Origin of the sequence: Acinetobacter sp. UBA6571, from assembly GCF_002434085.1 — a bacterium.
Taxonomy (GTDB): Bacteria; Pseudomonadota; Gammaproteobacteria; order Pseudomonadales; family Moraxellaceae; genus Acinetobacter; species Acinetobacter radioresistens.
On sequence record NZ_DJJJ01000035.1, the window covers coordinates 143,567 to 163,835 of the forward strand.

The following is a 20,269-nucleotide window of genomic DNA, read 5'->3' on the forward strand; positions in this document are numbered from 1 at the left end:
TCATATTGCTTCACTTGTCAATTTTTTACAGGCAAAAAATAGCAATTTTTTTCAATCAGACCTATTGTTTTTGCCGATTTTTAAAACATTCAATTCCCTTGGAATAAAAAGGCCTAGTATTGAACTAGGCCTTTTTAGAGAAGCTTGGTCTTATTGAAAAGAGAAACCTTCAAGATTCAAATTATTCGCAGACAGGGCTAAGTCAAGGCTAGAAGTCTGGTAATCCTGATCACGCTGTTTCAGGATGTCTTTAGAAACGTGACCAGCTGCAATTTCACGTAAAGCAACTACAGTCGGTTTGTCATTGTCCCATTCAACAGTAGGCTCAATGCCTTGTCGTGCAAGTTGACGCGCGCGCTTGCTTGCCACTAGTACAAGCTCAAAGCGGTTGTCTACATGGTCTAAACAATCTTCAACGGTTACGCGTGCCATAAGAGTTCTCTTTTATTTCGATATAAAATCTGGGCTAGACTGTACAGTATAAAATGCTTTTAGGCTTGACTCAAGTTTATTCACTTACCGGGCTGATGAGTTTTTCGATCAGGCCTTGATGACGATTAGCTTGCTGGACCATGGTAAGGCGGTTAGCATTGATTACAGACTCAAGATCGTGCAAGGCTTTATTGAAATCATCATTAATAATTAAATAATCAAAATTGACATACTGCTGCATGTCTTCAACCGCACAGCTCAGGCGGTGTTCAATTACCTCAACGCTGTCAGTACCGCGGTTAGATAAACGCTGACGCAAGTCAAACTGACTTGGCGGTAGAATAAAAATCTGTCTGGAATCAGGAAAAATCTTGCGAACCTGCTCGGCACCTTGCCAGTCAATCTCAAGTAAAACATCATGTCCTTTAGCCAGCTGTTCTTTTACAGTGGTCTGTGATGTCCCATAATAATTACCAAAAACTTCTGCATATTCTACAAAACCGCCCTCTTCAACTTGGGCCAGAAATTCTTCTTTACTGGTAAAATGATAGTGTACACCGTTCAGCTCGCCGGGACGCTGACCACGAGTCGTATGGGAAACAGATACATGCAAATTGCTGACACGTTCAAGAAGGGCTTTAACAAGAGATGTTTTGCCTGTTCCTGACGCAGCAGAAACGACAAACAATAGACCCGACATGATATTTTTCCTGATATGATAAAATATCTTCTCTATTTTAGAGCAGAGCGCGCCTAAACTAAATAGTTGAGCTGAAATAGTTGGCGAGTTCTGACAAAAATATTCAGCCGTTTAAGTGAACATTGAGGATCTTATGGAAATTGTATTGGCCAATCCACGCGGGTTCTGTGCAGGTGTAGATCGAGCCATTGCGATCGTCAACCGTGCACTTGAATGCTTTAACCCGCCCATTTATGTTCGTCATGAGGTGGTACATAACAAATTTGTAGTAGATGATCTGCGGCAGCGTGGTGCCATTTTTGTTGATGAACTGGATGAAGTACCAGACGATAATATTGTTATTTTTAGTGCTCATGGAGTTTCCAAGGCAGTCCAGCTGGAAGCTGAACGTCGTGGTCTGAAAGTATTTGATGCAACTTGTCCCTTGGTGACTAAAGTTCATATTGAGGTAACCAAGTATGCACGTGAAGGTATAGAAGCAATTCTGATCGGGCATCAAGGTCATCCGGAAGTTGAAGGAACCATGGGGCAGTACGATAAAAGCCAAGGTGGTGATATTTATCTGGTTGAAGATGAACAGGATGTTGAGGCCTTAATTGTGCGTAATCCTGAAAAAGTTGCTTTTGTTACCCAGACGACCTTATCTATTGATGATACGGCTAAAGTGATTGATGCATTGCGTAAGAAATTTCCTCATATTCAGGGACCACGCAAAGATGATATTTGTTATGCCACACAGAACCGCCAAGATGCAGTGCGTGATCTCTCGAAGCAATGTGATGTTGTACTAGTAGTAGGTTCCCCCAATTCTTCTAATTCTAACCGATTACGTGAACTGGCAGAACGTATGGGTAAGACAGCCTATTTGGTAGATAATGCTGATCAGCTAGAACATGGCTGGTTTAGACAAACTACCAAAATTGGTGTAACCGCTGGAGCATCTGCGCCAGAAATTTTAATTAAACAGGTAATTCAGCGCTTACAAGACTGGGGAGCCCAAGCACCGCAGGAACTTTCAGGCTGCGAAGAAAATATTACTTTTAGCCTGCCTAAAGAATTGAGAATTCCTGTAACGCAGGCTTAAATATAAATTTTTATTAGCTTTTAGATTTTTAAAACAGATAGTTGTTAAATAACGGTTATCTGTTTTTTTATACCCTTTATCTGTTCTGTATATGTTCTGTTAATGTAAACTGTATTATTTAAGACACGTCAAAATTTTGACAGGAGGCGATCATGCAACTCAAGCGCGGTTTTACGTTGGTTGAATTGATGGTCACTATTGCGGTAGTTGCTATTATTACAACTATAGCTATCCCTTCCTTTCAAAATATGATTTTAAGACAAAATTTAAATAAGAGCACACGAGAGCTGGTGTCAGTATTAAATAATGCACGTGCTCAGGCTGCCTTACAGCGTAGAGATGTAAAAGTAGTTCTGGAAACTGAAATTAATAATGCCGGTGTGGCACCAGATACATCAGTCTTATTTCACTGGATGCCCTCTGGACAGGCTGTTTTGAAAGCAGGCTCTCCAACAACTATTACTTTCCAATTAAATGGTTTAGTTAAAGACTCGGCAGGAAATACAAGTTTTGTAATCTGTGATCAGATAAATAATGCCAAACTGTCAAGAACAGTAAGCATTTCCAAAATGGGGGTTATCCAACAGCCGGTAGAAGGGAACTGTTCATGAATAATTATCAAAAAGGGATTGGTCTAGTTGAAATTATGGTGGCATTACTGATTTTGGCTATTGGAATTTTGGGTTTTATTGCTCTGCAATACAGAGCACTAGAAGCTACTTCAGAAGGTTCATATAGAATTCAGGCTATCAATTTGGCTCGAGATCTGGCTGAAAGAATACGAATAAACCGTGATGCTTTTTCAACCTATCAACAGCAGGTTCAGCTTCCATTAAATCAAAAAGCCTTTAAAACAAACTGTTTTTCTAACAACTGTTCAGCTGTAGATTTGGCAGATTTTGATGTTGCTCAGGTGGCTAATCGGGCAGCTTCATTTGGTATGACCATTAATATTATGAACTGTCAGGGAAATAATAATAATCGTAATTGCATTTATGTTGCATGGGGTGATTCTAGTGCAACTGATGGGACCGGAACAGGTGATTGTACAAATGGTACGGCCTATAACCCGGCATCGACCTGCATTATTATGGAGGCATATTAGAAATGTTGAAATATAGGGCAGGTTTCACCTTAATTGAACTGATGATTGCTTTAGCATTAGGGCTTGTCATTACAGCTGCTGCGATTATGCTGTTTATTACAGGCCAAAGAAGTTATTCGATGCAGCAAGGCGTAGCGGATCTACAAGATAATGCAAATTTTGGTTTAAATTATATTGTCAGAGATATTCGGTTGGCGAATTTAAATAGCACACGGGCTGATATAAATGACCAGGTCTCTTTTGGAGGAATTGTTTTAACATCTGCTATTAATGCGCAAAAAGATGCCTCTGTACCTCCGTTACCTTTAAGTAATCTCTCCAGCACTATTACAGGCAATACTGCCGCAGTCTCTCTACTTTCTAGAAGTAGCGGGACTGGAATGTCGGCGGGAACAGCACCAGCATGGACAGGTATATCTAATGTTAATGAGGCAGGTACAGCATTATTAAGTGATCAGTTGGTCATTCAGTATAGACCAGTGGAAATAGGTGGCTTTGATTGTGAAGGACAGGAAATCACCTCTACAGATATATATATTGTCCAGCGCTACTTCTTGAGGGCCGACACTAATGTATCAGCAAATGAGCCTAACCAAGCTCTAGCATTAGCTTGTGATGCTGGTTTTTACCCGGTTACAGGTAGTCCTACTGCTATTACCAATTATGGTGATGCAGGGGAAATTATTATGAAACGTGTAGATTATTTCAGAGTTCTACTTGGTATACAAAATGGGGATAACTACCGCTATATCTCTATTGCAGACTATATGGCAATGGCTTCACCCCGACCTCGTATTTTATCTCTCCAGCTTGGAATTTTGACCCGTTCAAGTCAATCCACCGGAACAAATGGTAATGCTGGAAATAACACAACATTTACCGTATTAGATAAGAATATAGTCGTGAAATCATCTACAACCACTAATAATTATATACGGCAGGTTGTATCTCAAACAGTTGCGTTAAGAAACGGTTTTGGAGAGCGTGGCCTATGAGAGCTCGGCAGAGAGGTGCAACTTTAATCGTTGTACTTGTTTTACTTGTTGCTATCACGATTATAGGTACATTGGCCATACGCCAAAGTATGGTTGCACTCAATATTGCAACTAATGGACAGGCCCAGCAGCTTTTAATGCAAAACTCGGATTCTGTATTTTTCAATACTGAGGATGCAAATAACCTCATTCAAAGTCTTGGTACAAATGGAATGTTTGGGTATATCAGTAATGATATTAATAAAGATGTAGAACTGGTTTTTTGTTACCGTGGAGACCAAGCCAGTTTCTTTGATCTTAATCGGGCTAGCCTAATCGAATGGGAACGTGGCAAAACTGCGCCTACAAATAATAAATTAGGTCTGGACGGTTATTGTGATGTATCTGCTACCGATACAAACTTTTTTACCAGTGGACGGCGGGCGGTCATAACCCAAGTTGCGGTGAAGTTTCCATCCTCCAGTAATTCAGAAATTTTAAGTGACCTGCCGGAAGGGGGAGACCCTGAGCTTAATAAAACGCAAAAGATAAAAAGAGTAAGTATTTATGCAGTTTCACTTATGCCCACTCTCTCTACACGGACTGATGCTGAAATAAATACCTGTTTAAACTCTAGAATGAATCAGGTCACAATACCAAATGATATAGCAGCAAGCATTCCCGCAAATGCTGCAGTAAGGCAGAGCGTAACTTCTTGTTTATCCAGTATAAATGTACCATTTACCACACTTGTCACTGATTACACGATTGAGCAGAGCTTTAAATAATTGGGGATTGATATGAAATTGACTAAAAAGATTAAGCAAATAAAAGAATATCATGAACAAGTTATTGCAATAGTTATAGCAATATTGTCTACCACTTTAGTAGCCAGCAGTGTAACTCGTGCCAGTGATATTGACATCTATCAGCAAGCAAGGTCGGGTGATATCACTCTTATGCTGATGTTAGATATTTCAGGAAGTATGGATACGCGTTCAATAAGTGAAGACTATGGCATTAGCAATTCATGCGGTACGGATACTGCCCCAGGCGGTTATTCTCGTAGCTATTGCTCGATTAGTGCCAATAGTGCCTCAGCATTAGTAAAAGATCCGGATGCTGGCTGTACTTTAATTGGCTCTACTTACCGTTGTTATGATCGAATTTCAAGATTAAAAGATGGTGTTTTTGATTTATTACAGGGTAATGCATCAAAAGGAATTGTCCGGCTCGGTGATGAAAAAATTATTGGCCTGTCAACTTTAGGAGTCTATACCAATACTTATTATAATACTGGACGCATACTAGTACCTGCTCGTGCTTTAGGTACACTGGTCGGAAGCCAGACACAACGAGATACTTTGCTAAGCTACGTCCGTGGGCTCAGTGCCTCAACTAATACCCCCACTGCTCGTTCATATGCAGAAACAGTATCTTATTTAATGGGAACTACTACTGCTTCCAGACAGCTTCGTGTTTCTAATATGCCTTACTTTAGAACTTATACTTATTTAGAACTCACTTGGGGCGGATATGTACAAAGAGTGCAAAACCAAAAATGTAATCTATGGAATTCTACATATACCAGTTGTGCAAGTAATGGATGGGTAGATACAAATGAGACTATTCCTGTAGGGAGTGCAGTTACTGCTTTAAATTGTACTTTTAGCGCAAATGGGAATTTCAGGACTGGTATTTGTTATAATTATACAGGTATAGTTAGTGCATCAAACAGTAATAGCGGCTTTAGCTATTCACTTGATCCAACTAAAAATAATGAAAAAACTTTATATGTTTCTCCCTCATCATTAACTCAGACAGAAGAAATCAAGCAATGTAGCGGACAGGGTGTATATGTATTAACAGATGGTGAACCAACCCAAGATACGGGTTCATTACCTTTAATGCAGGCAGCATTAGGTTCAAAGGGACAAAGTTTTAGTTGTGATGACAGTGGCAGTTGGGACTGTTTAAATAAGCTCGCATTAACCTTATTAAACCCTGACAGTAACCCTGCAAATCTGAAATTTAAAACAGCTGTAGTCGGTTTTGGTAAGAGTTTTAACGATGTACCTTCTTATAGTAAAAACCTAACTCAGGAAGAAAATATTGCGAATTTGGGAACTATTAATACTAATGTAAAAAGAGCTGCATATTGGGGGATTATTGGTGAAGGCGGCTGGTACTCTGGTTCAAGTTCGCAAGACGTCGTAAATAGTGTGAATGCATTTATTAATAGTTTATCAACAGATATTCCAGCTGTTACTACTGGCTCACCAACTATTCCAAGAGACGCTCTTAACCCTTCTCAGTTACAAAATTATGCTTACTATCCTCAGTTTCAGCCAACACCTGATAAAAGTTATCAGCTCTGGGCAGGTAATTTAAAAAAATATAAAGTTGATTCAACCGGTAAACTGGTGGATAAAAATGGTAATCCGATTGTTAATGAGCTAGGCCGTATTATAGACAATTATGATTTATGGGCACCTGGCGTAAATGAAGGTCTAAAAGATGCAGACGAAACTACTTATGGAAGTAGAAAATTTGCACTGATGGGTGGTGTTAAGTCTCAGCTTTTATTAAAAACCACTACAGCAAATACGGCTAACCGTAAATTACTTACTAATCGTATTGCTACGGGTACAGGAACTTCTGCTACATTTACAGGTAGCAATACCAGTTTAAGAGCGGTAGACTTAAATTATTTGACTGATACTACGTATAGAAATGACCCAAACCGAGGCTATTTAATCTCTCTGTTAGGATACGCAGTAGATGCAACCCAGCCGAATACTATTACCAGTACAACTTTAGCAAATGCAGATGAACTTCGTCAGGTAGGCGCAGTAATGCATTCTTCTCCATTATTGATTACTAATAAAGGTAAACTGACATATACCAATAATACTCTAGGTTCAACCAATCGAGAGGACTATGTATTATTCGGTACTACCCAAGGCTTACTTCATGTAGTAGATGCTACTACAGGAAAAGAAAAATTTGCTTTTGTGCCTAACGAAATGGTGGAAAATCAAAAAGAAGCTTTTCTTAAAAACACTACAACTAATGGTACTACCAATAAACTATTTTACGGAATTGATGGACCATGGACTGCTTATACTGAATATGTTCCTGACTCATCTGGTAACTTGACAGTAAATACCGGAAAGGCTTCTCAACAGGGTAAACAGTATGTATATGGTGGCTTACGTATGGGAGGTAGAAGCTACTATGCTTTAGATCTTCGAGATATTAATAATCCTAAGCTTCAATTTCATATTGATCCTGCCACTCAGAAGGTCTATTACAACGGCAGTAGTACTACATTTAGCCAACTGGGTTTTATGGGGCAAAGCTGGTCAAAACCAACAGTGACTTGGGTGAACTGGGGCGGTACACGCAAGATGGTCATGTTTGTAGGTGGGGGATATGATGCTGGTGGTGTAGATGGAGATGCACGTGATTCGAATGGTGTAAAAGGTATTTATAGTGGTTTTGAAAGCGATACTTATAACCAGTCGAATAGCCGTGGTGCTGGTGTTTATATGTTTGATGCGATTAATGGAAATTTATTGTGGTGGGCCAGCAAAAATGCTACTCAAAGTAGTGCTACCACCACAAGTGGAGTTATTGGATTAAGAGATGATAACCTCAAATATAGTGTTGTTAGCGAAATTAGAACGATAGACCGTGATGCTGATGGTTTAGCCGATCATTTGTATTTTGGTGATTTGGGAGGCCAGGTATTCCGTATTGATATCAATAATCAAGCTAGTACAATCGGTTCTTTTGCAAAAACTCCTAGACGATTATTAAACCTTAATGCAGCAGAGAAAAGTCCCCGTTTTTATGACCCTCCAGCCTTCTCTGTATATAATTATAATGGTACAAAATTTGCTGTGATTTCAATTGGTAGTGGAAACCGTAGTCAGCCTCTGAAAGACTATACAGTAGGCAGTCTAGGTTATGATTATGATGCAATTTATAATATTTATGATAAAGATATAGGCCGAAAAGATTTGTATACCACGAATACTTTTAATACAGAAAATATTACGACTGTACCCACAGTAACAAATAATTTAAAAGAAATTACTGATGCAACGCGCAACAATAATACAACATTGGTGGCGCCTTATAGCACAAACGGCTGGTTCTATCGCTTTAAATCACAGAAATTGCAAAGTGAAAAAGTTATGGGGACGCCTGTAGCAATGAACTATAAGCTTTATGTCTCTACCTTTGATAGTAGTAAAGATGGTTTATCTGGTGACTGTGGCGCAGGCGTAAAAGGAGAGAGCTTTATTAGTGGCTTTTGTTTACCTTATGGCCAGTGTGCTATGGGAACTGTGAATAGATGGAATTTAGGTGCGGGAATCCAGACAGTTACGATTGGTGATCAATGTGTAGGAGCCAGCTGTGGTAGCACGGGCGGAGGTGGTCCTGGCGGAGGCGGCGGTGGAAGCGGTGGAGGCAGTGGAGGCGGAAATAATAATCCTGCTAAAAACTCCTGTATTGCTACAGGTGGCCGTATACTTATATTACCAAGTGGAAATGGGCCTGAAGAAGAAACTCAAATCTGTCTGGTACCGCAGCGCTGGTATGAAAAATTTAGATAGAGAATAAGTGATGCAGAAGAAATCCTTGAGGTTTGTAAAAGGTTTTACACTTGTTGAGCTTATGGTTGTAGTTGCAATTGTGGCAATCTTCGCAGCAGTTGCTCTACCAAGTTATCAAGAGTATACACGTCGCGCTGTCGCATCTGAGGCCCAACAGGAAATACAACGTCTTGCCACCCAGCTGGAAAGAAATAGAGCCAGAAACTTTAATTATAAAGGTTTTTCTACTACGCCAGATCCTGTGGTTATACCAGTCGGTGCCACAGATGCTGCTATAAAGTATACTATTACAGTCCGTGATGGAGCAGACCCTTCTTTGGCTCTTACTAATATTGGAGCAGCTGGCCAGAGCTGGGCTATACGTGCAGTATCAAATGACAGTAAAAACTATAATTTTTTGCAAACAAGCACCGGGTTGAAATGTAAAAATAAAGCAGCAAATTTAGTCACTTTTACTACATGTGGAACAGAAGTAACAGGAAGTGAAGCATGGTAAATAAAATAAAAGGCTTTTCTCTTATTGAGCTTATGATCGTGGTAGCTATAATAGCGATCTTGGCCGCTATAGCTTATCCCTCATACCAAGAGTATATAAGAAAAACTAAAAGGGTTGAAACTCAAAGCGAAATGTTGGCAATAGGGAATTTATTACAGCGCTATAAAATTGCTAACTTTACTTTTTTAAAATCAGATGGTACGCCTATTTCTCTAGCAGACTTAGGTCGAAGCTCAGTAAGTCCTGAAGAAGGGCAAGCTCTTTATAATCTGGCTTTATCAAATGTAACAGCGGGGACATGGACCTTAACAGCTATACCTATAAGCGATACCACCCAGTTTGGTGATGGTCACTTGGTTCTAAATCATCGCGGAGAAAAATGCTGGACTAAAGGAAGTGATAAAGGAGGAAGTGCTTGTGTTCCTTCTATCACTTCCAACTGGGACGGCCGCTAACTTAAATTCAAAATTGCGGATAAATAATTTTTAATCTTTCATTCAGGGTAAACTTCGCGTAAAATATTGCCCTCTATGAAAGGGGTTTGAAACGTATCGATGGTCGGTACAGGGATAATCCGTAAAAACTATAAGGTTCTATCATGGTTGTTATTCGTCTTGCACGCGGTGGTGCTAAAAAACGTCCGTTCTATCAAATCATTGTGACTGATAGCCGTAATGCACGTGACGGTCGTTTCATCGAACGTATCGGTTTCTTCAACCCTACAGCTCAAGGTAAAGCAGAAAAACTTCGTTTAGATGCTGACCGTTTTGCTCACTGGGTTTCTCAAGGTGCTCAACCTTCTGAACGTGTTGCTTCTTTGGCTGCTCAAGCTAAAAAAGCTGCAACTGCTGCTTAATTTCAGGTAGTAGTTAGCCCATGACACCAACACAGAATGTTCCCGAAGATCGTATTCAGATTGGACAGTTACGTTCAGCATATGGATTAAATGGGTGGCTCTGGGTCTATTCCAATACAGAACCCATGAGTAATATATTTGACTATCTGCCTTGGTACATTGAAACCAAAGCAGGTTGGCAAATAGTTGATGTAAAACGTTGGAAACCACATGGTAAAGGCCTGGTTGTAAGCTTAAAAGGTGTGAGTGATCGTACTGCAGCAGACAATCTGGTTGGCGCAAATATCTGGATTTCAAAATCGCAACTGCCACAACCAGGTGTGGATGAGTATTACTGGTCAGATTTAAAAGGACTCACTGTGCTGGGTCTGAATGAAGAAGAGCAGGAAGTTAATCTCGGACAAATTCATGAGCTGTTTGAAACAGGTGCCAATGACGTGATGGTGGTACGCGCGACCACTGACAGTGTTGACGGCGAAGAGCGAATGATTCCATGGCATAAAGATGTGGTACAGCGGGTTGATCTCGAAACTGGTCGTATTTACGTGAATTGGGGCGTAGATTTTTAATTCTGTTTAGGATTAACGCAGCAGGAAAATAGAGGAGTCTGTGATGTTTTTTGCAGTCATTACGCTTTTTCCTGAAATATTTGAAGCGATTACAAGTTTTGGGATTAGCGGGCGTGCAGCAAAACGTGATTTAATGCAAATTCATTGTATTAATCCACGCGAATTTGCTGAAGGGAATTACAAACGGGTGGATGAACGTCCATTTGGTGGAGGTCCCGGTATGGTGATGATGGCTGAGCCTCTGGCAAAAGCAATTCATCATGCCAAAGAGCTTGCTGTGCAGTCAGGTGCAGTTCATGTTCCTGTGGTATATATGTCGCCACAGGGAAAAACCCTAAATGAGACTGCGGTACAGGACTTCGTTCAATATGACGGACTGATTGTACTGTGTGGCCGTTATGAAGGGGTTGATGAACGTCTGATCCAGAAATATGTTGATCAGGAATGGTCAATTGGTGATTACGTGTTATCGGGTGGTGAACTGCCGGCGATGGTTTTATTAGACAGTATTATCCGGAGGCTTCCGGGTGCGATGTCTGATGAGCAATCTCATGTGCAAGACTCTTTTGTGGATGGTCTGTTAGACTGCCCGCAATATACCAAGCCAGACCATTTTGAGGGAATGGATGTTCCAAAGATTTTAAAATCGGGACATCATGCCAATATTGAAAAATGGCGGTTTTTGCAGCGCTATCAACGTACTTTAGAACGCCGGCCCGAGCTGGTAGAAAAAGTTGAATTGACCAAGCAGCAAAAGAAATGGCTACAAGATTCGCAAAGACAGGCCAAATAACAGGTATTGTCCAAGCATATATACTACAGGCAGTTTGCCTGAAGTATTTCAATAGGCTCTTTATGCATTGAAGCGGTCAAGCATAAAGGGAAAGTCAATCGGGTTTATGCGTTTTAGCCTCTATACCCAGCGATGATCAGACCTCTTCTGACTCGCGCATATTGGAGATACCCCATGAGCGGTAAGCATCCTTTAGTACAAGCTGTAGAAAATGCTCAGCTTAAACAAGACATCCCGGCTTTTGCACCAGGTGACACAGTAGTTGTCCAGGTAAAAGTAAAAGAGGGCGACCGTGAACGTCTACAGGCATTCGAAGGCGTAGTAATTGCTAAGAAAAACCGTGGTCTGAACTCTGCGTTCACAGTACGTAAAATTTCTAGCGGTGTTGGTGTTGAGCGTGTATTCCAAACTCACTCTCCAATCGTTGCTCGTATTGATGTGAAACGTCGCGGTGCTGTACGTCGTGCTAAACTTTACTACCTGCGCGATCTGTCTGGTAAAGCTGCACGTATCCGTGAAAAACTTCCAGCTCGTAAAACTGAAGCTTAATCAGTTTTATATAGCTAAAAAATGCGCCTTCTGGCGCATTTTTTATAATTAATAATATATTATAATCCCTGAAGTTTTAGGCGATTGGCATGCTGCCGGTAAACATCTACCGGGTCAGGTGCAAATACATCTCTTAAACCTAAAACCTGATTCACTTCATCTAAATGATTCCAGTGATAGTTATCACGGATTGTTTTACCAAAACGGGCGCTACAGCGTGAAACCAGCCCATCATTATCTTTACCCTGGTCAATCAGTAGACTGGTGGCCTTTAATGCCGAGTCTGGATCAAGGGCATTGGTAATAGCTCCTACGCCGGTAAATGAATAAAAATAGATTCCTTGTTGCTGATACGGACCTTCACCACAGCTCGTGGTAGGCATACCAAGTGGAAATTTGCTGTTAAATTGGGCTGAGCCTGTCAGGCTTAAGCTGTTGCCACCTGCCAAGGCATCATGTGGATAACTATTTGGATCAAGTCCTTGAGCCCAGGTAATCATTTTTGAAACCAGATTGACTACGCCCACTAGGGGTGCCTCTACGACTGTACCTTCAGCCTTTAAAATCAGGTCAGCTACCGGTGAACCTTTATTAGGTGCCCCGACTGCTGTCAATGAAGCCACACGTTCAGGTAATACTCCGGCAACATAACGGATGGTAGGACCACCATGAGAGTGTCCGACCAAATTCACCTTTTGTGCGCCTGTCAGAGCCAGAATTTCTTCGACCTGCTGCGCAAGCTGCTCTCCCCGTACTTCAGTAGAGTTTAAAGGTGATACTCGGGTTGCCCATGTATTTGCTCCATTACGTGCCAGATCTGGCAAAATCTGATAAAAATAGTCGAGACCGAACTGGTCTGTACCAATACTGATAAAACCTGCCATACCATGATTGAATACGATTGGATATTTAGTTTTAGCATAATTTGAAACGATCAGTCTGGTCGTAGCCTGTTCAGCGCTGGTTGCCGCTTTTGCTATTAAAGCTACTGAGGCAAAAAATATAGCAAGAATGAATTGTCCGTATTTCATAATAATCCTCAATTTTTTTATTTTGATACTGATTTGATTCTTAATAGGTCATCCATCTGATGATGTAACTGACCAGAGAGAAAGTGCTGTTCAGTCAGCTTTTATAAGCCCTCAAGTTTTAAGCGATTGGCATGTTGACGAAACAGCGCTACCGGGTCAGGAGCAAAGCGGCCTGTTAAGCCAAACATCATATTGGCAAGGTCTGTATGATTCAGGTTGTAGTTATCCCGAACCACAAGGCCAATATGGGTGCTACAGCGTGCAACCATTCCGTCATTGTCTTTGTTGCCATAGGACAGTGGTCCTAATTGCATCAGGATGCTGTCAATATCCAGTAAATTAGTTGTTTGTGCTGTACCGGTCCAGGAATAGTAATGAATTCCTCGATCTACTTTAGTACCTTGCCGGTTACAGTCAGAGGCCAAGGCAGAGGTTGGGAAGCGCCGGTTGAAATCGGCCGATCCTGTTTCAGTAAGGGATTTCATTGAGCCATCAAAATCAATAGGCAAGTCAGACTGCAACTGTGCCAATGAAATCAGAGGCGCGATTAGATAGTCACCGACAATATTAAATACGGTCCGGGTTGCTGTATTATTCTGGATATCATCTGCTACCTTTGAACCACGAAATGTTCCACCTACGCCAGTAACCGAGGCAACATATTGTGGTTTGATGGCGGCTACATAACGTGCCGCAGGTCCGCCATGCGAGTGACCAATCAGATTGACTTTATGCTGGCCAGTAATGGCCAATACATCTTCGACCTGACTCAGCAGCTGTTCGCCACGTATTTCAGTAGTGTTGGCCGGCGAGAGTTGAGCGGCAAATACAGTTGAGCCATTACGCGCCATATCTGGCAGAATCTGATACCAGTAATCAATATTAAAGCTTGAGTTGCCAATTCTAGACCAGCCTAACCAGCCATGAGTCATCACAATTGGATATCTGGTCTTGGCATAATCTGATAATGCTTTTTCCTGAACCTGTAATACCGCAGGTTTGGTATGCGCTATTGTGGCCAGGGACGTGATGCTGGCTAATAGCGTAGCAGCACTGAGTATTTTTATTTTTTTACTCATATAATCCATAATCTATCCTTAATTTTGTTTCTTTTTTTATTTATGACTTAACAACACCTGTTTTAGTTTTTCCTCCCTGATGTGATGTAATAATAAAGTCCAATTTAGATATAGCTATATACCTCCCTGATGAACTGGTTTTTTTATTTTTCAGTTATCTCATGCGACTAAGCAGACTATTTAAAGTGCCGAGTAATTACTGATCTTCTTTAAATGGCTGTTGAATTAATATACATTTTTTGGAATTTTAGGATAAAGGTTTTGGTTAATTTTTGTACTCTGATATTTATGCCTGAACATTGTATTTGGCCTGTTGCGTATAAAAATTTTCCTGTTTATAAAATGCTGGACTAAATTGCTCAACTCACTGTTTACCTTGTTCATCAAGCAGAACTGTTGTTGAGCTATACTGATAGATGAGTAATCCATACATTAGATTAGTTTAGTTAGCAAAAGGCAGCTTGCCACCTTGGTCATGTACAGTTTCAAAGGTTTCAACCCGTAACTGCTCTTGTGCATTATTAAAATATTGCTGGCGCAGCTGCTGTATTGCCTGGTCTTTCGCTGCCTCGCCCATCCCGCCTGTCTTAATATGATCGCGTGCGCTCAGATACTGGTTCACCCGGCTTTTCCAGTCGTCACGTTCAGTGTCCAGTCTTTCCAGACGCTGAGTTGCCTCTGGTCCCACCAGATTTAACCGCATCTGGCGTATCTCATCACTTGAACCACCGCGTGCCTGAATGTCTGCGGTAAGTTTTCTTAAATCTTCGAGTTTATTAAGCTGCTCAAGATTATCCTGCCAGTCTTGTGGAAGCTGTTTGAACAGTTCTTTAAGTTTCTGTGCTTTCTCACTTTCAGACAGATTTTTATCATCCAGAATGTCCATGCGGTCCAGTGTATATTGATGATAAATATTTTCGGTCCCAAACAGACCTTCTATTTCATAAGCCGAGAAAAACTGCTGACGCAGATTTTTCATCTTGTTAAAAATAGCGCGATAGTATTGTGTGCTGTCTCTGTCGGTACTTGAAGCCTGCAAGTCACCTAGAGCAATACGGTAGTCAATATAACGGTTCCACAGGTCCAGAATCTGTGATTGTGCGGGCTCTTTATGAACTGTCTGAATATAGGACTTAAAATCGTGCTTGATCTGCTCAATATTTTTCTCACCATATTGTGTAATAAAATATTCAAAACAGTTACGGGTCTGTTCATTAATGATGAGGCGATTAGAAGAATCTAGCCGGAGCTGGCAGTTTATTTCAGTATCCTTCTGGCTTGGACTCAGGTAGGGAATACCTGCTTTAACCTGCGCCTGAGTTAGTACGGTTTGTTGGGGTAACAGCCCGGAAGCCGCTGCTGGTCCAACCGGCTGTTTTATAGTTTTATCCTGAGGCATAAGCCAGAAAATCAGGCCTGCTACACAAATGATAACAATAGATAAAACCATCCATATTTTATATTTCTGCATTCCTATGCACCTGTAATGCCGTTCTATTTATTTTAATTTTTAGAATCGGGTTCAATATGCCATAAAATTTTCTGGAACCTATAGAAAAGTTGTAAAAGGTGGGAACAGATTGATAACATGACGGCACTTACTCTAATCTGATTTTTCTCATGAAACGATCCTCATCCAAGATTCAGCGCCGCCCGGTTAACGGGGTTTTTTTATTGAATAAACCGCTGGGGATCAGTTCAAATGCAGCATTGCAAAAGGTACGTTGGCTGTATTGTGCTGAAAAAGCCGGGCACACTGGGGCACTCGACCCTTTGGCTTCAGGCCTGTTACCTATTTGTCTGGGTGAAGCCACCAAATTTTCGCATTACCTGCTTGATTCAACCAAACGTTATCAGACCACTATACAGCTTGGGCACAGTACGACTACTGGTGATGTCGAAGGTGAAATACTTTTACAGGCCGAGATACCCGAACTGGACGAAGAGAGAATCCGGCAGGTACTGGCCCAGTTTAAGGGTAATATCGAACAGGTGCCGCCGATGTATTCGGCTTTAAAAAAAGAGGGTCGTCCCTTATATGAGCTGGCACGTAAAGGTATTGAAATTGAACGTGAAGCACGGCCAGTGAGTATTTATGCGATTGAATTACTGTTATTTACGGCGCAGAGTATTACGCTGGATATAACCTGCTCTAAAGGAACTTATATTCGTGTCCTGGGGGAAGATATTGCTCAGGCGCTCGGGAGTTATGGCCATCTGACTTATCTGCACCGTATAAAAACAGGGCCTTTCGACCTGATTCCCAGCTATACCATCGAATACTTGGAAAGTCTGAATGAAGCTGAACGTGAGGCACTATTATTACCAGTTTATGCACCGGTTGACCATTTTCCTAAAATACAGGTACCAGAAGGACGAAGCGGATACTTTAGCCGGGGTATGGAAAGTAATATCGAGCATATAGCAGAGACCCAAGTGCTGGTATTTGACGGTGAAAAATGTCTGGGTCTGGCAGAAATTACTGATAAGAAACGGCTGGTACCAAAAAGGGTGCTGAATCTCTGATTTACTGCAATATTAAACATTAAGGATAGATCTGGATATGGATATCGAAATTATTATCAGTCTGGTTTTTTTTGCCTTTTGTGCTGGCCTGATTGATGCTGCTGTTGGAGGCGGTGGCCTGATCCAGATTCCAGCACTGATGGGAACTTTCCCGCATTTGCCCCCAGCAACAATTTTCGGGACTAACAAGCTGGCGTCAATCGCAGGTACTGCTTCAGCTGCATTTTCCTACGCCAGACGGGTGCGTTTTGTCTGGAAGTTACTGGTGGTCATTGCCAGCTGTGCATTTGTCAGCAGTTTTATCGGGGCCGCCTGTGTATCGATGATTCCGGTTTCTGTATTACGTCCACTGGTACTACTTATGCTGATCATCATGGCGGTATATACTTTCATGAAAAAGCAGTTCGGCCAGGTGCATACTGAACGTTCGGTTAACTCCAGTTTCTTGTTAATGGCGGCACTCGGCAGTATTTTAATCGGATTCTATGATGGTATTTTTGGCCCTGGTACGGGTAGCTTCTTTATCTTCTTCTTCATCCGGTTTTTAAGCGTTGATTTTTTACATGCTTCTGCACTGTCTAAAATTGGTAATTTAATGACCAATCTGGCAGCTTTAAGTTTTTTTATTCCAACCGGTCATGTTCTGTTTGGTATTGGTTTAGGTATGGCACTGGCCAATATTTTCGGGTCTTTAATGGGGGTCCGGCTGGCTTTAAAGTATGGAAGTGGCCTTATCCGGATTTTATTTTTAATTCTGGTGAGTATCCTGATTATACGCCTGACCTATCAGATGGTAACAGCAGGCTTCATGTAAAATAAAAAAGCACAGCGAATACAAGCTGATACAAAAACACGGTTTTTTAAAGACAAAGTGAAGCCTGCAAAAAAGCTAATATAAACAAACATTAAAGATAAGACTTTAATAAAATTATATCCAACTGGAAATATTTTGTACGGGTTGCATCATCACCTTAGCCAATGAATATTTTAGAGAAAGGGGAGCAGTATGAATATATTTGAAGCATTGCGCGAGAGTCATGAACGCCAGCGCGATCTTGCTGACCAGCTTTTAAAAACCCATGGAGACTCTCCAGAGCGCCGTAGTGTATTTCAAGCACTTAAAAACGAGCTGTTCGCTCATGAAGTGGCTGAAGACCGCTTTTTTTATATTCCCTTAATGATGACTGATTCCGGTCTGGGTATTACTCGCCATGCTTTGGCTGAACATCATGAAATGGATGAAATGGTTGAAGAGCTCACCGAGCTGGATATGAGTAATACAGGCTGGCTGGCACTGGCAAAAAAACTGACTGAGACGGTTCATCACCATCTGACTGAAGAAGAACACCGTTTTTTTCAGCAGGCTGGCAAAATTCTGGATGAGCAGCAAAAAACTGTATTGGCCAAACAATATCTGAACGAATATGAACACTATAAGGAAATCAGTAAAACCATGCTGTAGTATCAGAAAAAGATGGCAAGAGCCATCTTTTTTGGTTTATTGGGCTTTTAGAAATCGGTGACCGGTTGGCGTGAGCGTTTGCTGGTTCCTACCGTTACACCAACTGAGGCAAGCATAATGCAGCCAAGCGCGACCCACTGCCAGGTATTAATCTGTTCTTTTAACAGGACCATGCCAGCCAGCGCAGCCAGTGCAGGCGAGAGACTGGAGAGGGTACCATAGCTAAGTTTACTCAGGCTTTTCAGTGCCAGCAGATCCAGTGCATAAGGTATAGCGGTAGCCAATAAGGCAACCATAAGTACTTTACCCCAATGCTGGGTTTGCACTAGTGCAGGAGCATCCTGATATAATCCGATAGGCAAGAGTGCCAGTGCTGAGATAATAATGGCAATCGTCAATGCATGCATTCCAATATTTTGCTGTACTACTTTTTGACCAAAATAAATATAAATTGCCCAGCAGAAGCCGGCCCCCAGTGCACAGGCAGCTCCAAATACTGAAAAATTCTCGGTATTGGCACTGCCCCAAGGCACCATCAGTACAATTCCAATAATAGCCAGTAATACCCAGATGTAGTCGCTACGGTATTTGACCGACAATAAAGCCAAGCCTAGCGGGCCTGCAAACTCCAGCCCAACTGCAATACCTTGAGGAAGTTTATCTAGTGACAGATAAAACAGAATATTCATCAGGCCAAGTGATGCGCTATAGCAGAGCAGATCACGCCACCGTAAATAAGGCAATCTTGAAATGATACGCCAGGAACGAAACATGAGAGTTACGAGTACAGCGGCAAAACACAGCCTTAAAATAGTTACAGTCAGCGGATCCAGAACTGAAAAAAGCTGTTTGGCAAAGGATGCACTGATCTGATAGGAAATCATGGATAAAACCATGAATAGCACAGCAAGCAAAGATGAGTTTGACATAGGCGCGCGTGATCAGAGCATTTACCCAGATCGTAAAGAAAGAGATAGCGTCTATTATAACCAAAGCCCGGATAAATAGAGCTGGGAAAAAATACCTAGTTTGAAGAGGCCGAGGAATCTTTAGCTTGGGCGCGCAGGCGCGCGCGTTGAGTTGTTACTGTACAGCCAATTGAAGCAGCAATAATAGTTGCTAATGCGAGCCACTGGCTCCAGAGCAGCTGTTCATCCAGAAATAAAAAACCTGAAAATGCAGCAATCGCAGGTTCCAGACTCATTAAAGTACCAAAGCTAAGTGCAGTCAGATTACGTAGTGCAATCATTTCTAGAGAAAAAGGCAAGGCACTGGCCAGTATGGCAAGGACAATAAAAGAACCTATATGAGGTAATTCAAATGCGCTAAGAGTGGCGGGTGTAAACAATAAAGCGGCTGGAAGCAAACAGCATGTACCGACCATCATGCCTAGGCAGACCGTATGATTCCCTGAAATACCCGAAGGTTTTTGCCCTGCAATAATATAGACAGCCCAACAGGCGCCGGCTCCTAATGCATAAGCTACACCTAACAGATCAAGTGACTGCTGCGTTTCATCTAAGGGTAGAAGTAACAAAAGGCCTAATACCGCAAGGCCGATCCAGATAAAATCATAGCGCTGACGGGCAAAAAACAGAGCTACACTCAAAGGGCCAATAAACTCAAAAGCGACTGCAATTCCTAATGGTAACCGGGCTATAGATAAATAAAACAGCAAGTTCATGCCAGCTAGTGCCAGTCCATAACTCAAGATGGCTTTCCAGCGGATATTCCTGAGATTAATTTTCCAGATTTGAAACACTGCAGCGAGAATGAGTGCACTAAACATTAAACGCAGTGCTGCCACAGTAATGACCGGAAACTCACTGATCAGTACTTTGGCAAATGATCCGCTACCCTGTACTGAAAGCATCGCCAGTATAAGAATCAACAGAGCTTGTAAATGCGGTGCTTGTTTTATATTAAGCATGAAGAAAAGACTGGAATAATCAAAAGGATAATACTAAGTTCACTATAGGAGTGGCACA

Annotated in this window: 22 protein-coding genes; 15 read left to right on the forward strand and 7 right to left on the reverse strand. The window is 41.6% G+C overall.

Annotation, left to right across the window (positions count from 1 at the left end; genetic code table 11):
* Window positions 1-150: 150 nt before the first annotated feature.
* Window positions 151-432 carry a DNA-directed RNA polymerase subunit omega gene (rpoZ, locus tag B3X18_RS06965; protein ID WP_005024277.1) on the reverse strand — a complete coding sequence of 94 codons (282 nt, stop codon included), beginning with the start codon at window positions 430-432 and terminating at the stop codon, window positions 151-153.
* A gap of 76 nt (window positions 433-508) precedes the next feature.
* Window positions 509-1,132: a guanylate kinase gene (gene gmk / locus B3X18_RS06970; protein ID WP_075040506.1), complete on the reverse strand. Its 624-nt coding sequence runs from the start codon at window positions 1,130-1,132 to the stop codon at window positions 509-511.
* Between the two features lie 133 nt (window positions 1,133-1,265).
* Between gmk and ispH the strand changes: the two genes are divergently transcribed.
* The 12 genes from ispH (at window position 1,266) to rplS (ending at window position 12,183) form a co-directional block, all read left to right on the forward strand.
* Window positions 1,266-2,216: a 4-hydroxy-3-methylbut-2-enyl diphosphate reductase gene (ispH, locus tag B3X18_RS06975; protein ID WP_005018168.1), complete on the forward strand. Its 951-nt coding sequence runs from the start codon at window positions 1,266-1,268 to the stop codon at window positions 2,214-2,216.
* 152 nt (window positions 2,217-2,368) lie between these two features.
* A complete protein-coding gene (locus tag B3X18_RS06980) occupies window positions 2,369-2,827 on the forward strand; it encodes a GspH/FimT family pseudopilin (protein ID WP_286935211.1) in 459 nt (152 codons plus the stop codon).
* Complete coding sequence (gene pilV, locus B3X18_RS06985; protein ID WP_034593473.1) at window positions 2,824-3,321, forward strand: type IV pilus modification protein PilV; 498 nt, start codon at window positions 2,824-2,826, stop codon at window positions 3,319-3,321. Before B3X18_RS06980 ends, pilV begins: the two co-directional genes overlap by 4 nt.
* 2 nt (window positions 3,322-3,323) lie before the next feature.
* Window positions 3,324-4,316, forward strand: coding sequence for a PilW family protein (locus B3X18_RS06990; RefSeq protein WP_262446920.1), 993 nt, complete (start codon window positions 3,324-3,326; stop codon window positions 4,314-4,316).
* Entirely contained in the window at window positions 4,313-5,083 is a 771-nt protein-coding gene (locus tag B3X18_RS06995) for a PilX N-terminal domain-containing pilus assembly protein (protein WP_034674964.1), read from the forward strand. The genes B3X18_RS06990 and B3X18_RS06995 overlap by 4 nt, the downstream gene beginning before the upstream one ends.
* 12 nt (window positions 5,084-5,095) lie before the next feature.
* Window positions 5,096-8,920: a PilC/PilY family type IV pilus protein gene (locus tag B3X18_RS07000; protein WP_262446919.1), complete on the forward strand. Its 3,825-nt coding sequence runs from the start codon at window positions 5,096-5,098 to the stop codon at window positions 8,918-8,920.
* A gap of 10 nt (window positions 8,921-8,930) precedes the next feature.
* A complete protein-coding gene (locus B3X18_RS07005) occupies window positions 8,931-9,416 on the forward strand; it encodes a type IV pilin protein (protein ID WP_286935214.1) in 486 nt (161 codons plus the stop codon).
* On the forward strand, window positions 9,410-9,871 hold the full coding sequence (locus tag B3X18_RS07010; RefSeq protein ID WP_262446917.1) for a type IV pilin protein: 462 nt from the start codon (window positions 9,410-9,412) through the stop codon (window positions 9,869-9,871). The genes B3X18_RS07005 and B3X18_RS07010 overlap by 7 nt, the downstream gene beginning before the upstream one ends.
* 143 nt (window positions 9,872-10,014) lie before the next feature.
* The gene (gene rpsP, locus B3X18_RS07015) at window positions 10,015-10,272 is read left to right on the forward strand and encodes a 30S ribosomal protein S16 (protein ID WP_005018185.1); all 258 of its coding nucleotides are present in this window, start codon (window positions 10,015-10,017) and stop codon (window positions 10,270-10,272) included.
* A gap of 20 nt (window positions 10,273-10,292) precedes the next feature.
* On the forward strand, window positions 10,293-10,841 hold the full coding sequence (rimM, locus tag B3X18_RS07020) for a ribosome maturation factor RimM (RefSeq protein ID WP_034680012.1): 549 nt from the start codon (window positions 10,293-10,295) through the stop codon (window positions 10,839-10,841).
* 43 nt (window positions 10,842-10,884) lie between these two features.
* Window positions 10,885-11,634, forward strand: coding sequence for a tRNA (guanosine(37)-N1)-methyltransferase TrmD (trmD, locus tag B3X18_RS07025; protein ID WP_262446916.1), 750 nt, complete (start codon window positions 10,885-10,887; stop codon window positions 11,632-11,634).
* Between the two features lie 174 nt (window positions 11,635-11,808).
* Window positions 11,809-12,183 (forward strand): 50S ribosomal protein L19, encoded by a 375-nt coding sequence (gene rplS / locus B3X18_RS07030; protein ID WP_005024307.1) that lies wholly within the window; start codon window positions 11,809-11,811, stop codon window positions 12,181-12,183.
* A 59-nt stretch (window positions 12,184-12,242) separates the two neighbouring features.
* Here rplS and B3X18_RS07035 read toward each other — a convergent pair whose 3' ends face one another.
* The 3 genes from B3X18_RS07035 to B3X18_RS07045 all read right to left on the reverse strand — a co-directional run bounded on the left by B3X18_RS07035 (window position 12,243) and on the right by B3X18_RS07045 (window position 15,764).
* Entirely contained in the window at window positions 12,243-13,214 is a 972-nt protein-coding gene (locus B3X18_RS07035; protein WP_286935217.1) for an esterase/lipase family protein, read from the reverse strand.
* Window positions 13,215-13,315: 101 nt separating this feature from the next.
* Complete coding sequence (locus tag B3X18_RS07040) at window positions 13,316-14,302, reverse strand: esterase/lipase family protein (RefSeq protein ID WP_286935219.1); 987 nt, start codon at window positions 14,300-14,302, stop codon at window positions 13,316-13,318.
* 433 nt (window positions 14,303-14,735) lie between these two features.
* The gene (locus tag B3X18_RS07045; RefSeq protein ID WP_286935221.1) at window positions 14,736-15,764 is read right to left on the reverse strand and encodes a lipase secretion chaperone; all 1,029 of its coding nucleotides are present in this window, start codon (window positions 15,762-15,764) and stop codon (window positions 14,736-14,738) included.
* Between the two features lie 149 nt (window positions 15,765-15,913).
* On the opposite strand from B3X18_RS07045, the gene truB reads away from it, so the two are divergent.
* The 3 genes from truB to B3X18_RS07060 all read left to right on the forward strand — a co-directional run bounded on the left by truB (window position 15,914) and on the right by B3X18_RS07060 (window position 18,281).
* Complete coding sequence (truB, locus tag B3X18_RS07050; protein ID WP_034688095.1) at window positions 15,914-16,819, forward strand: tRNA pseudouridine(55) synthase TruB; 906 nt, start codon at window positions 15,914-15,916, stop codon at window positions 16,817-16,819.
* Between the two features lie 37 nt (window positions 16,820-16,856).
* Window positions 16,857-17,633, forward strand: coding sequence for a sulfite exporter TauE/SafE family protein (locus tag B3X18_RS07055; RefSeq protein ID WP_034688093.1), 777 nt, complete (start codon window positions 16,857-16,859; stop codon window positions 17,631-17,633).
* A gap of 192 nt (window positions 17,634-17,825) precedes the next feature.
* Complete coding sequence (locus B3X18_RS07060; RefSeq protein WP_005018199.1) at window positions 17,826-18,281, forward strand: hemerythrin domain-containing protein; 456 nt, start codon at window positions 17,826-17,828, stop codon at window positions 18,279-18,281.
* 47 nt (window positions 18,282-18,328) lie between these two features.
* Here the strand turns inward: B3X18_RS07060 and B3X18_RS07065 are convergent, their stop codons facing one another.
* Both B3X18_RS07065 and B3X18_RS07070 read right to left on the reverse strand, forming a co-directional pair.
* On the reverse strand, window positions 18,329-19,210 hold the full coding sequence (locus B3X18_RS07065) for an EamA family transporter (protein ID WP_034688091.1): 882 nt from the start codon (window positions 19,208-19,210) through the stop codon (window positions 18,329-18,331).
* A 95-nt stretch (window positions 19,211-19,305) separates the two neighbouring features.
* Window positions 19,306-20,211, reverse strand: a complete 906-nt coding sequence (locus B3X18_RS07070) for an EamA family transporter (RefSeq protein ID WP_034688088.1) — start codon at window positions 20,209-20,211, stop codon at window positions 19,306-19,308.
* Between the last annotated feature and the right edge of the window lie 58 nt (window positions 20,212-20,269).

What these genes read in the sequence shown, in the direction of transcription:
- pilV (WP_034593473.1), top strand. Translation starts at nt 2,824, where the DNA reads ATGAATAATTATCAAAAAGGGATTGGTCTAGTTGAAATTATGGTGGCA.
- B3X18_RS07060 (WP_005018199.1), top strand. Translation starts at nt 17,826, where the DNA reads ATGAATATATTTGAAGCATTGCGCGAGAGTCATGAACGCCAGCGCGAT.
- trmD (WP_262446916.1), top strand. Translation starts at nt 10,885, where the DNA reads ATGTTTTTTGCAGTCATTACGCTTTTTCCTGAAATATTTGAAGCGATT.
- gmk (WP_075040506.1), bottom strand. Translation starts at nt 1,132, where the DNA reads ATGTCGGGTCTATTGTTTGTCGTTTCTGCTGCGTCAGGAACAGGCAAA.
- B3X18_RS07035 (WP_286935217.1), bottom strand. Translation starts at nt 13,214, where the DNA reads ATGAAATACGGACAATTCATTCTTGCTATATTTTTTGCCTCAGTAGCT.
- B3X18_RS07040 (WP_286935219.1), bottom strand. Translation starts at nt 14,302, where the DNA reads ATGGATTATATGAGTAAAAAAATAAAAATACTCAGTGCTGCTACGCTA.
- B3X18_RS07045 (WP_286935221.1), bottom strand. Translation starts at nt 15,764, where the DNA reads ATGCAGAAATATAAAATATGGATGGTTTTATCTATTGTTATCATTTGT.
- ispH (WP_005018168.1), top strand. Translation starts at nt 1,266, where the DNA reads ATGGAAATTGTATTGGCCAATCCACGCGGGTTCTGTGCAGGTGTAGAT.
- B3X18_RS07065 (WP_034688091.1), bottom strand. Translation starts at nt 19,210, where the DNA reads ATGTCAAACTCATCTTTGCTTGCTGTGCTATTCATGGTTTTATCCATG.
- B3X18_RS07070 (WP_034688088.1), bottom strand. Translation starts at nt 20,211, where the DNA reads ATGCTTAATATAAAACAAGCACCGCATTTACAAGCTCTGTTGATTCTT.
- B3X18_RS06990 (WP_262446920.1), top strand. Translation starts at nt 3,324, where the DNA reads ATGTTGAAATATAGGGCAGGTTTCACCTTAATTGAACTGATGATTGCT.
- B3X18_RS06995 (WP_034674964.1), top strand. Translation starts at nt 4,313, where the DNA reads ATGAGAGCTCGGCAGAGAGGTGCAACTTTAATCGTTGTACTTGTTTTA.
- rpsP (WP_005018185.1), top strand. Translation starts at nt 10,015, where the DNA reads ATGGTTGTTATTCGTCTTGCACGCGGTGGTGCTAAAAAACGTCCGTTC.
- rplS (WP_005024307.1), top strand. Translation starts at nt 11,809, where the DNA reads ATGAGCGGTAAGCATCCTTTAGTACAAGCTGTAGAAAATGCTCAGCTT.
- B3X18_RS07010 (WP_262446917.1), top strand. Translation starts at nt 9,410, where the DNA reads ATGGTAAATAAAATAAAAGGCTTTTCTCTTATTGAGCTTATGATCGTG.
- B3X18_RS07005 (WP_286935214.1), top strand. Translation starts at nt 8,931, where the DNA reads ATGCAGAAGAAATCCTTGAGGTTTGTAAAAGGTTTTACACTTGTTGAG.
- B3X18_RS06980 (WP_286935211.1), top strand. Translation starts at nt 2,369, where the DNA reads ATGCAACTCAAGCGCGGTTTTACGTTGGTTGAATTGATGGTCACTATT.
- rimM (WP_034680012.1), top strand. Translation starts at nt 10,293, where the DNA reads ATGACACCAACACAGAATGTTCCCGAAGATCGTATTCAGATTGGACAG.
- rpoZ (WP_005024277.1), bottom strand. Translation starts at nt 432, where the DNA reads ATGGCACGCGTAACCGTTGAAGATTGTTTAGACCATGTAGACAACCGC.
- truB (WP_034688095.1), top strand. Translation starts at nt 15,914, where the DNA reads ATGAAACGATCCTCATCCAAGATTCAGCGCCGCCCGGTTAACGGGGTT.
- B3X18_RS07055 (WP_034688093.1), top strand. Translation starts at nt 16,857, where the DNA reads ATGGATATCGAAATTATTATCAGTCTGGTTTTTTTTGCCTTTTGTGCT.
- B3X18_RS07000 (WP_262446919.1), top strand. Translation starts at nt 5,096, where the DNA reads ATGAAATTGACTAAAAAGATTAAGCAAATAAAAGAATATCATGAACAA.